The sequence below is a fragment of the Marinicrinis lubricantis genome, assembly GCF_042658665.1.
GTDB lineage: Bacteria > Bacillota > Bacilli > Paenibacillales > KCTC-33676 > Marinicrinis > Marinicrinis lubricantis.
On the sequence record NZ_JBHSQV010000174.1, the window covers coordinates 1 to 13,915 of the forward strand.

Sequence of the window (13,915 nt, forward strand, 5' to 3'; positions counted from 1 at the left end):
GGAATTATACGATTACGTTAACTGGTTTAACAAGCATCGAATTCACGGAACGCTGGGATATTTGACGCCTGTTCAGTATCGCAAACAAGCCCTTAAAAAAGTTGTCTGATTTACTGTTGACAATCCAGTGCGAGGGCTGTTCAGCTTACTTCGTCGGTATGAAGAACTTTGTTAACCTTTAGGAACCGCCGTATGCGGACCCGCATGTACGGTGGTGTGAGAGGTCGGGGGCTAGCCGCCCCCTCCTACTCGATTTATCAAAAGATCTACCGATACGGACGGCACAAAATTCATCATTCTTCCCCTCTTCTATATAGGGATTTCAATGAGATATACTGAAGTTGGTTGTTATCCTGAGTTGAAATGAAAGAAAGGGAGTTGGAGAGTGTGGCTAATATGGCGACGATGGAGCCTCATATGCAGCGGATCATACAACGCTTATATGAGAGAGGCATTATTTCTAGTCTTGCCGTAAAGATTAAACAGTTGAGCGGGACAACAGAAGGCCTTGTCTACTTGATCTCGGATCATCTATCCTCATATATATTGAAGCTGGACCATCCGGAGCAAATTGCACCGGTAAAACACTTTTTACAGACGTATCATCAGTCCCCGCTGCTTCCAAAATTGCTGTATCATGATCCGGAAAGTTCTTACTTGGTGTATTCCTTTCTAGAGGGGACAACACATGTGCATCGCAGTTCCAAAAAAGCATGGATGGCTCGTTTGGTGACAGATCTGCTTAATTATTACACTCCTGTCAAAGAGACGGCAACATGGGGCAGGTTCGGCATACCGCGGCAAAGCTGGCACGAGTTTATGCAGACGAGCTTAGAAGAAACTGTAGACGATATCGGTGAGAGACTGCCGGATATAGATCATCGCCTCGTTCAGCGGCTTGTTCATAAGTGGTATGCTGCTTCCGATGTTGAAGAACAATACTTGCTGCATGGCGATACCGGTGTGCATAATTTCGTATTCGATCAATATTCATTCGTCGGTGTCATTGATCCCTCGCCAATCGTTGGACCCGTGCTGTACGATTTTCTTTACGCCTTCTGCTCTTCACCGGACGATCTGAATACGGACACCTTGATTTCAGCGTATTCGCTGCTTCAGTATCAAGCCGTGGATGAAACAAGGTTAATTGAAGAAACAGCGATTCAGCTTTACTTTCGGATCGGCATATGTATGAGGCACCATCCTGAGGATTTACCGGAATATCTCGAAGCTTGGACGAAATGGAAGAAGCATTTGGCGTAAATATGATTCAAGACAATCAATCGAATCATAAACCTGAGGTCTAAGAAAGATAAAGGTTCAAGAGCTGCTAATGCGATACCCGACCATGAACGAAAAAATATACAATTCTACACTTTGACGAGTCAGATAAAAGACGTGTACAATCATTAGAGTAATCTGCAAGCCAAAGGAGGGTCCATATGAATTCCGTACCATACCGTGCACACAGAAACACCCTGTCGGCTGAATTTGTGAATGGTTCCGATCGGGTAAGCACTTATTATTCATATATATCAAAACGTCCGGACGCTTATATAGCGCGAAATGTGAGGATGGAGAAGCCTGAACGGCAAAAAGCAGACCGTACAAGGCTTGTCTCCGTATTGGAGGAATACAATCTTCGCATACATAATTCACCGAAGGCGATGGAGTCGATCCGCGCCCTGCTTAGACCTGAAACGCTTGTCATCATTGGCGGTCAACAGGCCGGATTATTGACCGGTCCTGTGCTAGTTATGTATAAGGCGATCACGATTATTCAAGAAGCGAAAAAGGCTTCTGCAGCATTAGGCAAACCCGTAGTCCCCGTATTCTGGATTGCCGGAGAAGATCACGACATGAATGAAGTGAATCATATTCAGGTGTTGAACCCTCAAGGCAAATTCGAGAAGCTGTCGCTGGATTCGCGGATTCAAGCGTTAGAAGGCGTTAGCCATGTCTCCATCTCACAGGACGATTGGAATGAAGTGATGGAGAAGCTGGAAGCTTATTTAATAGACACCGAATTTAAATCACAATTGGTCGGCAAGCTAAGGGAAATTCATCAGCAATCCGGTACATTAAGCGATGCCTTTGCCCGAACGATGGCTTGGTTGTTTGCAGAGCATGGCTTAGTGCTCATGGATGCAGCAGATCCTAACATTCGCGCGTTGGAGCGGCCGATGTTCCGTGAGCTGCTGGAGCAGCATGAGGCACTGAATGAAATGATTGTGAAGCAGGGGGAAGCGCTTGTACGTGATGGATTTCCATTGCAGGCCGAGCCTGCCGAGCATCAGGTCAATCTGTTCATGCGCAGCGGAGGCAGGCGCAAGCTGCTGCAATACGAAGATGGAAGGTTTCAGGATAAGCAGGGAACGGAAAGCTGGACGAAGGAAGAACTGCTGACCTTCATCGAGGAGCATCCTGAACGTTTCAGCAATAATGTATTTACGAGACCTTTAATGCAGGAATTTCTTTTTCCTGTGCTCGGTACCGTGCTGGGACCAGCGGAAATCGCATATTGGGGACTGCTCAAGCCGGCTTTCGAGCATCTGGACATGGAGATGCCGGTGCTGATTCCTAGAACAGAAATCACCTTTGTTGAAAGCACTGTACAGAAGCATCTAGATAAATATGAACTTACCGCTGAAGATGTAATGGAGCGATATGAGGAAAAGCTTCAAGCTTGGCTTAAGGATCAGGATCATATTGACATTGAAGGACAATTCCATCGTGTGAGAGATGAGTTTATCAGATTATACCGCCCCGTTGTGGAATCTTTGAAGCAGATCCAGCCGGGAATGAACCAATTAGGTAACACCAATATGGAGAAGATACTGGAACAGATCGTCTTTTTAGAAAACAAGGCCAAGAAAGCACTCATCGATCGCCACGGTACAGCTATGCGCCAATGGGAAAAGATGTATGCTTCCTTAAAGCCGATGGGCAAATACCAGGAGCGGGTATACAATGTATTTGTGTACCTGAATAAATACGGCATGCAGTGGTTAGAGGATTTGATCCGCTGGGATGCGGATGACGAAGTGCATTATCTTATGTACGTTTAACGATCAAAATATATGGAATGAAGGAGAATTCGGGATGACGAATGCATCGAAAGAAAGCATCATTACCGATGCCGCATTGGCACCGGAAGGTAAATTAAAAATTGACTGGGTTCAAGCGCATATGCCGGTACTTAATAGTATTCGCGAACAGTTTGAGAAAGAGCTTCCTTTCAAGGGATTGAAAGTAGCGATCTCTCTTCATTTGGAGGCAAAAACGGCTTACTTGGCCAAGGTGATTCAAGCCGGAGGCGCTGAAGTTACTATCACAGGCTCTAATCCGCTATCGACGCAAGATGATGTTTGTGCTGCTCTGGTATCGGATGGAATTACGGTATTCGCAAAATACAATCCGTCACCAGAAGAGTACAAGTCTCACTTGATCAAAACGCTGGAGACGAAGCCGGATTTGATTATTGACGATGGCGGTGATTTGGTCACCATTCTTCACTCGGAACGCCAAGACTTATTGTCGCAGGTGCGAGGTGGCGCTGAGGAAACAACAACAGGCATTTTGCGTTTAAAAGCATTGGAGAAAGAAAATAAACTGCAGTTTCCAATGATCGCGGTCAACGATGCATTCTGTAAATACTTATTCGATAATCGGTACGGTACGGGTCAATCGGTATGGGACGGCATTAATCGGACGACCAATCTGGTCGTCGCAGGAAAGACGGTCGTTGTAGTCGGATATGGCTGGTGCGGCAAAGGTGTGGCGATGCGCGCGAAAGGTTTAGGAGCGAAGGTTGTGGTGACGGAAGTAGACGCCATTAAGGCAGTCGAAGCGCATATGGACGGCTTCACTGTATTGCCAATGGGGGAAGCTGCCAAGATCGGGGATTATTTCGTGACCGTGACAGGCAACCGCGATGTCATTCGCGGAGAGCATTACGATGTGATGAAGGATGGAGCTATTCTTTCCAATGCAGGACATTTTGACATTGAAGTGAATAAGGTTGAACTGGAGGAACGTTCCCAATCCAAGAGAACGGTTCGCAGAAATATTGAAGAATACCAGTTGAAAAACGGCAACAAAATTTATTTGCTGGCTGAAGGGAGACTGGTCAATCTGGCTGCCGGCGACGGTCATCCGGCGGAAATCATGGATATGACCTTTGCACTGCAGGCCATGTCTCTGAAGTATGCGAACGACCACTACACGGCGTTAGGGAATAAAGTCGTACCTGTACCTTATGAAATTGATGAGCAGGTGGCTCGAATTAAATTAGCATCGATGGGGATTTCGATTGACCGTTTAACCGACGCCCAGAAGAAATACTTGGACAGCTGGGCAGAATAACGACGTTATCAGAGTCATACTGAAGTAGTTCTTATTTCCTGTTTTTCCAAATTGAAATCTAGGGATAAAGAATAGTAAATCGACAAAATTAATCTGTTCATTCCATACGCTGTCTTATGTTTTTCATATCCATTCTGCTGATTAAGAGCATTGAGACCACGAAAGTTGCGTAGGGAAAAGGTCTCAGAGCGAATATGATGCAAAAAAATCCTGCCCAAAAAGCAGGATTTTTTTTTGTGGTGGCGAATATTTACGCATTGAGTGGTAGATTGTGGGGCAAAGTGGGGCAAAAGGGTAGAAAGGGGGCAGAGCCGTATGTTCATGGGTGAATACCAGCACAGTGTAGACGACAAGGGCCGTATGATCGTACCGGCGAAGTTCCGAGATATGCTTGGTCCTACCTTTGTGATGACCCGTGGACTGGATAACTGCCTGTTCATTTACCCTCAGGAAGAATGGTCTGTCCTTGAGCAGAAGCTTAAAGCGCTGCCTCTTATGAAGTCTGATGCTAGGGCGTTTACCCGTTTTTTCTTCTCGGGCGCTACTGAATGCGAATTAGACAAGCAGGGCAGAGTAAATATACCCAATAATTTGAAAGAGCATGCCAAGCTGTCCGGTAATGCGGTGGTTATCGGAGTGTCGAATCGAGTTGAAATATGGGCGAAGGAAGTTTGGGATGCGTATAACCAGCAGTCTGAGGAATCTTTCAATGAGATCGCGGAGAAGCTGGTTGATTTTGATTTTAATTTTTAGGAGGAAGAGGTTTGTTTCATCACATCACGGTTTTGAAGGAAGAAGCGGTGGATGGTCTCCATATTCAGCCTGACGGCATTTATGTAGACTGCACCTTAGGTGGTGCAGGACACAGCGAATGGATTGCCTCTCAATTGAGCGAGAATGGACTGCTTATCGCAATTGATCAGGATGATGCCGCTTTAACTCATGCAGCTCAGCGTCTTGCTCCCTATGAAAGCAAAGTGAAATTTGTAAAATCGAATTTTAAGGAATTGAAGAAAGTGCTCCTTGAACTGAATGTGCCGCGTTCCTCCGAGGGAATACCACAGGTTCAAGGCGTATTGTTTGATCTAGGGGTGTCGTCTCCGCAATTGGATGAAGCTGAAAGAGGCTTCAGCTACAATCATGATGCTCCGCTCGACATGCGAATGGATCGCGAAGAGAGCTTGACGGCATATCATGTGGTCAACGAATATCCGGAGAAGGACTTGGCCGATGTAATTTATGAATACGGCGAGGAGAAATTTTCCAGACGAATTGCCAAAGAAATCGTCGCGGCTCGTTCGCAGAAAGCGATCGAGACGACCGGCGAGCTTGTAGAGATTATTAAATCGGCAATTCCCGCTGCCGCTCGAAGGACCGGACCGCATCCGGCCAAGCGTACCTTTCAGGCGATTCGCATCGAGGTGAACGATGAGCTGAATGTGTTTAAAGAAGCACTGAAACAAAGCGTGGAATGTCTGGCTCCCGGCGGAAGAATCAGCGTCATTACGTTCCATTCGCTAGAGGATCGGATTTGTAAGCAGACCTTTGCGAAGCTGGCTGAAGCTTGTACTTGCCCTCCGGGGTTTCCGATATGTGTTTGCCATAAGAAGGCGGTCATCAAACTGGTGAATAGAAAACCGCTGCTGCCTTCCGAACAGGAGCTTGAGTTAAACCCAAGAGCCCGTTCCGCGAAGCTGCGGGTAGCAGAGAAGTTGTAGAAATCGCAGCAGAGAGGAGAAATGCGAATTGTCGGCGTACTATAATGGGAATCTTGCCTTAGACCCGAAGAAGAAACCGAAAGTGAAGGTGCGGGAAACCCGAAAAGTGGTCTCCAAGAAGGTTTCTATTCCGATGGCGGAAAAGCTGCTGTATTTATTGGTCATTATTCTTTGCATGGCCGTTGCAGCGGCTGTCATTTGGCGTTATGCGCAAATCTATAGTTTGAATACGAAGATTCAAGAGGTAGAAAGAAAGATCGATCAATTAGAGAGCTCGAACGCAACCTTGCAGCTGAAAGCGCAGGAATTGCTTGAGCCATCTAGACTGATGAAGCAGGCAGAGGAATTAGGACTCGTATATGTGAACGAAAATTCGTTGCAGCAGGTTCAATCCGGCGTAAGCGCGCAAGTTGGAAATATGGCAAATAACAATTAAGGAATCTGATCGCGATGAACAAAAAAATAAAACTTCGTTCTTTGTTGGCTGGTGCCGTGTTTACGTTGTTTTTTGTTTCAATTATGGCCAGAATGTATTGGATTCAAGTCGTAGATGCATCTATGCTGATGGACGAGGCGAAGAAAACGTGGGAAACTAGCAAACAGCTGCTTCCTACAAGAGGGGCCATTACGGATCGCAATGGACAAGTGCTGGCCCAGGATGCTGCAGCTTATACGGTCGCGGTGAATCCTGACTTAATTCATAAAAACGGAACGGCAGACGAGGTTGTGGAAATGCTGGCTCCGATTTTAGGCATGACCTCTGCTGAGAAGAAGCAGGAATTATATGGGAAAGTAACCGCCAAGCAAAGCAACGGCGATTACTATATACAAGTAGAGATTAGAAGAGAAGGTTGGAAGATTGACAGTGAACGGGCAAATCAAATTCGAGAGGAAATGAAAGAGCGGGATTTGAACGGGATCTATCTTCTAGAGGAGAAGAAAAGGTATTACCCGCTGAAGCAATTGGCCTCTCACGTACTCGGCTATACGAATTTGGAAGGCGAGGCGCAGCAAGGGATCGAGCAGCAGTACGATGATATTTTGAGAGGCATCCCCGGCAAAATAAGCTATGAACGGGACCGGCTCGGTTACGAGATTCCGGGTGGAGAAGTAGAGCTGATTCCTCCGCAGAACGGAGACAATATTCGGCTGACCATTGACGAGAAAATTCAATTGTTCGTTGAACAAGCGCTGGAGAAAGCTTACAAGCAGTTTCGGCCGAAAAGCATGACGGCCATTGCTGCAGATCCAGAGACGATGGAAATTCTAGCAATGGCGAACATGCCCACATACAATCCGAATGAATATTGGGATTTTGACAGCTTTGAAGATTTTAAAAACAACTCGGTTTCCGCGCTGTATGAGCCAGGTTCTACCTTTAAGATCGTGACGCTGGCCGCGGCAGTAGAAGAAGGGATATTCAATCCGGAAGATGAATTTCAATCCGGTTCGATCAATGTGGCCGGAACTCCGATCCACGACCATAACTACGGTCAAGGTTGGGGGCGCATCAGTTATATGGAAGGCTTGAAACGGTCAAGTAACGTAGCGTTTGTTAAGCTTGGCTATGAGCAGTTGGGTGCCGAGAAGTTGCGAAGCTATATTGATGCCTTTGGCTTCGGAACCAAGACAGGAATTGACATCCAAGGGGAATTGGCAGGTTCGATTTCGTTTCGCAATTGGATTGCGACGGAAGTCGCGACCGCGACCTTCGGTCAAGGTCTTGTCCAGGTAACGCCGCTCCAGCAGGTGGCCGCGATTTCGGCGATTGCCAACGGCGGGGAGCTGAAACAGCCGTATCTGGTTAAGGAGATTGTCGACTCTGAGACCGGAGAAGTGATCGAGTCGAACGAGCCGAAGACGATTCGCCGAGTAATCAGCGAGGAAACTTCGAAGCAGGTCGGGGATTACTTAGAGCAAGTCATCTCCGACCAGGAGATCGGCACCGGACGCATGGCCTATATCGATGGATATCGGATTGCCGGGAAGACGGGGACGGCCCAAAAGGTAGTTAACGGCAAATACGCGGATGGACAATATGTCGTTTCATTTATCGGATACGCTCCTGTAGAGAATCCGAAGATTGCGCTCATTGTGATCGCCGACGCACCGGATTTGGATGGAGATTATCGAAACGGAAGTCAGGTGGTCGCTCCCGCATTTCGTGAGATTATGTCGAAGAGCTTACGTTATTTGGGGGTGAGCGAGCAGGAAGAAGAGGGGACTTCCATTTCTTCACCAGCTGGAGACAGTCAGGTGCCGGATCTGAAAGGGTTGGCGGTTTCCGCGGCTGAAAATAAGCTTCAAGTGCAGGGGATCTCATATGAGATCATCGGAGAAGGTACAGAGGTGATTGCCCAAATTCCGCAGCAGGGGTCGGAAATTGTCTCAGGCGAACGAATTTATATGTTGACTGAAGCACCAGAGAAAGCGGAAATCCCCGATTTGAAAGGCAAATCCTTGCGAGACGCGCTGCAAATTGCTAAGCTGCTCCAATTGGAGACGGTCGTTGAGGGAGAGGGCTATGTGGACGCCCAAGAGCTTCAAACGGCAGGCGGCACCCGCAAACTTTTTTTACAGCTGAAGCCTTTAAGAGAGATCTCCTCTGATTCAGATGATGAGGACGAAGGTTAAAAACCGGATGATAAGCAGCACTAGTACAATAATAGACTTACTATAGACGATCCACACACGGGGTGCTGAGGGAATGACAGAATTTCCCGCAGCTCCCTTTTCTTTCGGATTCATTCATCGGGAAGAAAGCAGATCAGACAGCTTGTTCTAACCCTTATGCTTATTGAATACTCATGGTTATGAAAGTGTAATAGGGCTGCATAAGGAGTTAGAATGAGGAGGATCTGCGGGATGAAGGTTTCTAATGTCACGGTTCGACGCAGGCTGTTTATCGTATTGATTTGTACCACCCTACTTTTTACCGCTTTGGTTGTTCGTCTTGGATATGTTCAGTTGATTCAAGGGACAGAAATCTCAGAGAAAGCTGAGGATTCTTGGCGCAGAAATATACCTTTCACGGCAAAAAGAGGAGAAATCTTGGATCGCAATGGTGTTCAGCTTGCATATAATATAACTTCGCCGACTGTTATGGCGATCCCGGCTCAAGTGAAGGAACCGGAAGTGGCAGCCCAAAAGCTGTCGCCGATTCTCGGGATGTCGGAAGAGCAGATATATACTTTGATTACGAAGCGTCAATCGAGTGTCAAGCTGCAGCCGGGCGGACGAAAAATAACACTGGAAAAAGCGCAGGAAATACGAGAGCTGAATTTGCCCGGTATCGTTGTGGCTGAGGACAATAAGCGGTTCTATCCGTATGGAAACTTAGCTTCACATATTCTCGGCTTTACCGGCATTGACAATCAAGGACTTACGGGGATTGAACTCACCTATGACAGCTACTTGAAAGGAATAGAAGGCTCTATTTCATATTTAGCGGATGCGGCTGGAAGAGAAATGCCGGGGACAACATCGAAGTATGTGGAGCCGCGCGATGGAATGAATCTGCAGCTTACCATCGACAAACAGATTCAGACCATTATGGAGCGTGAACTGGATCAAGCAATGATCAAGCATCAGCCGAACGGGGTATGGGCCATTGCTATGGATCCGAATACGGGAGAAATTCTCGGCATGGCCTCTCGTCCTGACTATGAGCCAGAAAATTACAGGGAATACCCGCAGGAGGTTTACAATCGGATCCTTCCTATCTGGATGACATATGAACCGGGTTCCACCTTTAAGATTATTACCCTTGCCGCCGCATTGGAGGAAGGAAAGGTGGACCTCGAAAATGAGCATTTCCATGATCCGGGTTATATAGAAGTGGCAGGAGCTCGATTGCGCTGCTGGAAAAAAGGCGGGCATGGAAGCGAGTCGTTCCTCGAGGTCGTAGAAAACTCCTGCAACCCTGGTTTTGTCGTCATGGGCCAAAGATTAGGGAAGGAAACACTGTTCGACTACATTAAGAATTTCGGATTTGGACAAAAGACCGGCATTGATTTAGGCGGAGAGGAGAATGGAATTCTCTTCAAGCTCGATCGGGTGGGACCAGTGGAGCTGGCAACGACTTCTTTCGGTCAAGGGGTATCTGTGACACCGATTCAGCAAATTACCGCAGTGTCGGCTGCCATCAACGGAGGAAAGCTGTATGAGCCGCATTTGGCGAAGGCGTGGATCGATCCGAAGAGCGGTGAAGTGGTAGAAACGATAGAGCCTGAGCTTGTACGCACCGTCATTTCGGAAGAAACCTCGAAAAAGGTTCGCGAAGCGCTGGAAAGCGTGGTTGCACAAGGAACCGGTAAGAACGCTTTTATTGACGGGTACCGTGTTGGAGGAAAAACCGGTACTGCGCAGAAAGTAATTGATGGGAGATATTCAAAAACCGAACACATCGTTTCTTTTATCGGCTTTGCACCAGCGGACGATCCGCAAATTGTGATTTACGCCGCAGTAGATAATCCGAAAGGAATACAGTTCGGTGGTCTTGTCGCCGCACCACTCGTGAAGAATATGCTGGAGGATGCACTAAGATACATGGAAGTGGAGCCGCGTTCAGAGCAGGTACCGAGGGAATATACTTATGGTGAAACTCAGATCGTTGAGGTGCCTAATTTGATCGGAATGTCGGTGACTGAAATTTATGAAATGATGAATCAAAACTTTAATTTAGCGACATCTGGATCCGGAAGCATGGTTGTGAATCAGGCACCGAAGCCGGGGGAAAGGGTAGAACAGGGATCGACGATTCGCATCTTCTTGTCCGATCCGCCTGCCGAACCAAAATCCAAAGAAGAAACCGATGAAAAACAAAAAAACGGGAATTAGACGTTGTGGATTAGGAAAGTTTGACCATAATATTAATATTTATCTTATAAGGTGTAGTGAAGCAGTCGCTGAGGAGGATTTATATGAAGCTTAAAGAATGTGCAGCTTTGTTCGTCGCCAGTCGTTGTGAAGGGGATCCGGAGACCGAAATTCAAGGGCTGGCAGCGGATAATCGAAAGGTTCGGCCTGGAGATTTATTTATTTGTATACGCGGATATCAATTCGATGGGCATGAGTTTGCAGCCGACGCAGTGGAGCGAGGAGCCGCTGCACTGGTCACGGAGCAAAAATTGGCGCTGGACATTCCTCAGCTAATCGTGAAGGATACTCGCTATGCGATGTCAGTCATTGCCGCACATTTTTACGGATACCCCAGCTCCGAACTCAAAGTGATCGGCGTAACAGGTACGAATGGGAAAACGACCATTACGTATTTGATGGAACGGATATTAGAGGATCAAGGAAAAAAGCTGGGTCTGATGGGCACCATTCAGACCAAAATCGGCGGCGAAGTGTTTGAATCCAAAAATACAACACTAGAATCACTCGATCTGCAGCGCAATCTCAGAAAAATGCGTGATTCCGGGGCAGAATACGCGGTGATGGAGGTATCCAGTCATGCTCTAGAATTGGGCAGGGTGAAGGGGTGTGACTTTAAAACAGCGATCTTTACCAACTTGACGCAGGATCATCTCGATTTCCATGAAACGATGGAGAATTATAGGGATGCCAAGTCATTATTCTTCTCAAGGCTAGGCAACACCTTCACGCCGGATGTGAACCGGCGCAAAGTGGCTGTTCTGAATGCGGATGATCCAGCGAGTAAAGTGTTTGCTCGAGTGACGTCCGCACAGGTGATCACATACGGAATTGATCAGGAAGCGGACGTAAGGGCAACGAATATTCGGATTACACATCAGGGCACGATGTTTCAGGTGGAGAGCTTTGCGGGTCATGCGTCAATTACCCTAAAACTAATTGGAAAATTCAGCGTCTATAATGCCCTTGCGGCGATTGCAGCAGGTTTAGCCGAAGGATTCGCGCTGGAGGATATTCAAACATCGTTAGAGAAGGTTTCAGGTGTGAACGGCCGATTTGAGGCCGTGATGGAAGGGCAGCCTTTCTTAGTTGTGGTCGATTACGCGCATACGCCGGATAGCTTGGAGAATGTACTCGCCACCATTAAGGATTTTGCAAAGGGCAACATCATCAGTGTATTCGGCTGCGGAGGAGACCGCGATCGGACGAAACGTCCAGTCATGGGGGAGATCGCAGCGAAATACAGTGACTATGTGTTTGTCACTTCGGACAATCCGCGGACGGAGGATCCATCCTTGATCTTGGCTGATATAGAACCGGGGGTTGTGCGCGGCGGATTGTCCCCTGAACAGTACAGCATGATCGTAGACCGAAAGGAAGCGATTGAAGCGGCTATTGAAATGGCAAGCCATGAAGATGTAGTATTGATTGCGGGAAAAGGTCACGAAACGTATCAGGAAGTGAATGGAATCAGAACGGATTTCGATGACCGCATCGTTGCAAAACACGCCATAAGGAGACGGTTTCATTGATAAATAGAACCCTGCAGCAAATAAGCAATATGGCTGGAGGACAGCTCATATTCGGCACCCCCGAAAGTGCAATTCGAGGAGTCAGCACCGATTCTCGAAGCATAGCAAGAGACAGCCTCTTTATTCCGCTGATTGGTGAGAAATTCAACGGACACCAGTACGCAGAGGAAGCCATTCAGAAGGGGGCTGCCGCGGTATTGTGGCAAGCGGACCAAGGACAGCCTCCTGAAGGGGTCCCTGCGATACAAGTGGAGAATACATTGACTGCCCTGCAGCAGCTTGCTTCCGCCTATCGAAACGAGCTGGCAGTCAGAGTCATTGGCATTACCGGGAGCAATGGGAAAACAACGACAAAGGATATGGTCGCCTCGATTTTGGGGACGACATACAAAGTGCACAAAACGGAAGGGAACTTTAACAATCATATTGGACTTCCGTTAACGCTGCTGTCGATGGAAGAAGACACAGAGATGGCCGTTCTCGAAATGGGAATGAGCGGAAGACATGAAATCGAACTTCTGTCTCAGCTTTCCCGGCCAGAGGCTGTCATCATTACGAACATTGGGGAAGCCCACCTGATGCAGCTTGGCAGCCGCTTGGAGATCGCGAAGGCGAAGATGGAAATATTATCGGGTATCCAGGAAGACGGGTTTTTTGTCTATCCGGGAGATGAACCGTTAATCGAGCAGTTGTTTCCAGAGATGAAGCTTTCTGACGAAGTGCTGGGATTCCAAATTTCCCCATCGATCAAGTACTTAAGGTTTGGGGACAGCGACCGGAATGATTTGTTTCCGATCAGCACGATGATGGACGACAAAGGAACCTTTTTTGTGCTGAATACTTCCCAATCGCCTACTTATTATGTTCCGATGCTTGGGCTGCACAATGTAACGAATGCTATCGCAGCTATAGCTGTATCTAAGTATATGGGCGTGTCCGAAGCGGATATCGTTCAAGGCTTGAAGACGATGAAGGCGACGGGGATGAGGATTGAACAAATTGAAGCCAAGAACGGCATGACGATTTTGAATGACTGCTACAACGCAAGCCCCACTTCGATGAAAGCAGCACTTCAATTGTTGTCCGAACTGCCCGGCTATGATACGAAAATCGCTGTGCTCGGTGATATGCTGGAGCTCGGGGAGCAGGAAGAGCAGTTTCATCGCGATATTGGCCGCCTGCTGCATCCGGATGAAATTCAATATGTGTTTACTTACGGGGAGCTGGCCGAGCAAATTGCTTTGGCTGTTTCCGACGCGTATCCGTCAGGCTCGGTGATTTCGTTTTCCAACAAAGAGGATATTGTGCTGAAGCTGAAATCCTTTTCTAGCGGCAAAACAGTCGTTCTCGTCAAGGGATCTAGGGGAATGCGCTTGGAAGAAGTTGTGAACGGTCTAAGATGAAGAAAGAATGAGGGGTTCT

General features: G+C 47.5%; 11 protein-coding genes. All 11 read left to right on the forward strand.

What is annotated here, in order from left to right:
* Positions 1-109 (forward strand): IS3 family transposase (locus tag ACFPXP_RS16300; RefSeq protein WP_379893815.1); only part of this gene is annotated, 109 nt, incomplete at its 5' end.
* 287 nt (positions 110-396) lie between these two features.
* On the forward strand, positions 397-1,263 hold the full coding sequence (locus ACFPXP_RS16305; RefSeq protein WP_379895466.1) for an aminoglycoside phosphotransferase family protein: 867 nt from the start codon (positions 397-399) through the stop codon (positions 1,261-1,263).
* Positions 1,264-1,442: 179 nt separating this feature from the next.
* Entirely contained in the window at positions 1,443-3,068 is a 1,626-nt protein-coding gene (gene bshC / locus ACFPXP_RS16310) for a bacillithiol biosynthesis cysteine-adding enzyme BshC (protein WP_379895403.1), read from the forward strand.
* Between the two features lie 34 nt (positions 3,069-3,102).
* Positions 3,103-4,365, forward strand: a complete 1,263-nt coding sequence (locus ACFPXP_RS16315; RefSeq protein WP_379895405.1) for an adenosylhomocysteinase — start codon at positions 3,103-3,105, stop codon at positions 4,363-4,365.
* 315 nt (positions 4,366-4,680) lie between these two features.
* On the forward strand, positions 4,681-5,118 hold the full coding sequence (gene mraZ, locus ACFPXP_RS16320) for a division/cell wall cluster transcriptional repressor MraZ (RefSeq protein WP_379895406.1): 438 nt from the start codon (positions 4,681-4,683) through the stop codon (positions 5,116-5,118).
* 11 nt (positions 5,119-5,129) lie between these two features.
* Complete coding sequence (gene rsmH / locus ACFPXP_RS16325; RefSeq protein ID WP_379895407.1) at positions 5,130-6,083, forward strand: 16S rRNA (cytosine(1402)-N(4))-methyltransferase RsmH; 954 nt, start codon at positions 5,130-5,132, stop codon at positions 6,081-6,083.
* Between the two features lie 28 nt (positions 6,084-6,111).
* Positions 6,112-6,519 carry a cell division protein FtsL gene (gene ftsL, locus ACFPXP_RS16330; RefSeq protein ID WP_379895408.1) on the forward strand — a complete coding sequence of 136 codons (408 nt, stop codon included), beginning with the start codon at positions 6,112-6,114 and terminating at the stop codon, positions 6,517-6,519.
* A 14-nt stretch (positions 6,520-6,533) separates the two neighbouring features.
* The gene (locus ACFPXP_RS16335) at positions 6,534-8,717 is read left to right on the forward strand and encodes a penicillin-binding transpeptidase domain-containing protein (RefSeq protein WP_379895409.1); all 2,184 of its coding nucleotides are present in this window, start codon (positions 6,534-6,536) and stop codon (positions 8,715-8,717) included.
* A gap of 231 nt (positions 8,718-8,948) precedes the next feature.
* Positions 8,949-10,922: a stage V sporulation protein D gene (locus ACFPXP_RS16340; RefSeq protein WP_379895411.1), complete on the forward strand. Its 1,974-nt coding sequence runs from the start codon at positions 8,949-8,951 to the stop codon at positions 10,920-10,922.
* Between the two features lie 83 nt (positions 10,923-11,005).
* Complete coding sequence (locus ACFPXP_RS16345) at positions 11,006-12,493, forward strand: UDP-N-acetylmuramoyl-L-alanyl-D-glutamate--2,6-diaminopimelate ligase (RefSeq protein ID WP_379895412.1); 1,488 nt, start codon at positions 11,006-11,008, stop codon at positions 12,491-12,493.
* Entirely contained in the window at positions 12,490-13,896 is a 1,407-nt protein-coding gene (locus ACFPXP_RS16350; protein ID WP_379895414.1) for a UDP-N-acetylmuramoyl-tripeptide--D-alanyl-D-alanine ligase, read from the forward strand. The genes ACFPXP_RS16345 and ACFPXP_RS16350 overlap by 4 nt, the downstream gene beginning before the upstream one ends.
* The last annotated feature ends 19 nt before the right edge of the window (positions 13,897-13,915 follow it).

Bases quoted from the DNA above. Each gene is read 5' to 3' on its own strand.
- ACFPXP_RS16305 (WP_379895466.1), top strand. From the start codon at position 397: ATGGCGACGATGGAGCCTCATATGCAGCGGATCATACAACGCTTATAT.
- bshC (WP_379895403.1), top strand. From the start codon at position 1,443: ATGAATTCCGTACCATACCGTGCACACAGAAACACCCTGTCGGCTGAA.
- ACFPXP_RS16315 (WP_379895405.1), top strand. From the start codon at position 3,103: ATGACGAATGCATCGAAAGAAAGCATCATTACCGATGCCGCATTGGCA.
- mraZ (WP_379895406.1), top strand. From the start codon at position 4,681: ATGTTCATGGGTGAATACCAGCACAGTGTAGACGACAAGGGCCGTATG.
- ACFPXP_RS16335 (WP_379895409.1), top strand. From the start codon at position 6,534: ATGAACAAAAAAATAAAACTTCGTTCTTTGTTGGCTGGTGCCGTGTTT.
- ACFPXP_RS16340 (WP_379895411.1), top strand. From the start codon at position 8,949: ATGAAGGTTTCTAATGTCACGGTTCGACGCAGGCTGTTTATCGTATTG.
- ACFPXP_RS16345 (WP_379895412.1), top strand. From the start codon at position 11,006: ATGAAGCTTAAAGAATGTGCAGCTTTGTTCGTCGCCAGTCGTTGTGAA.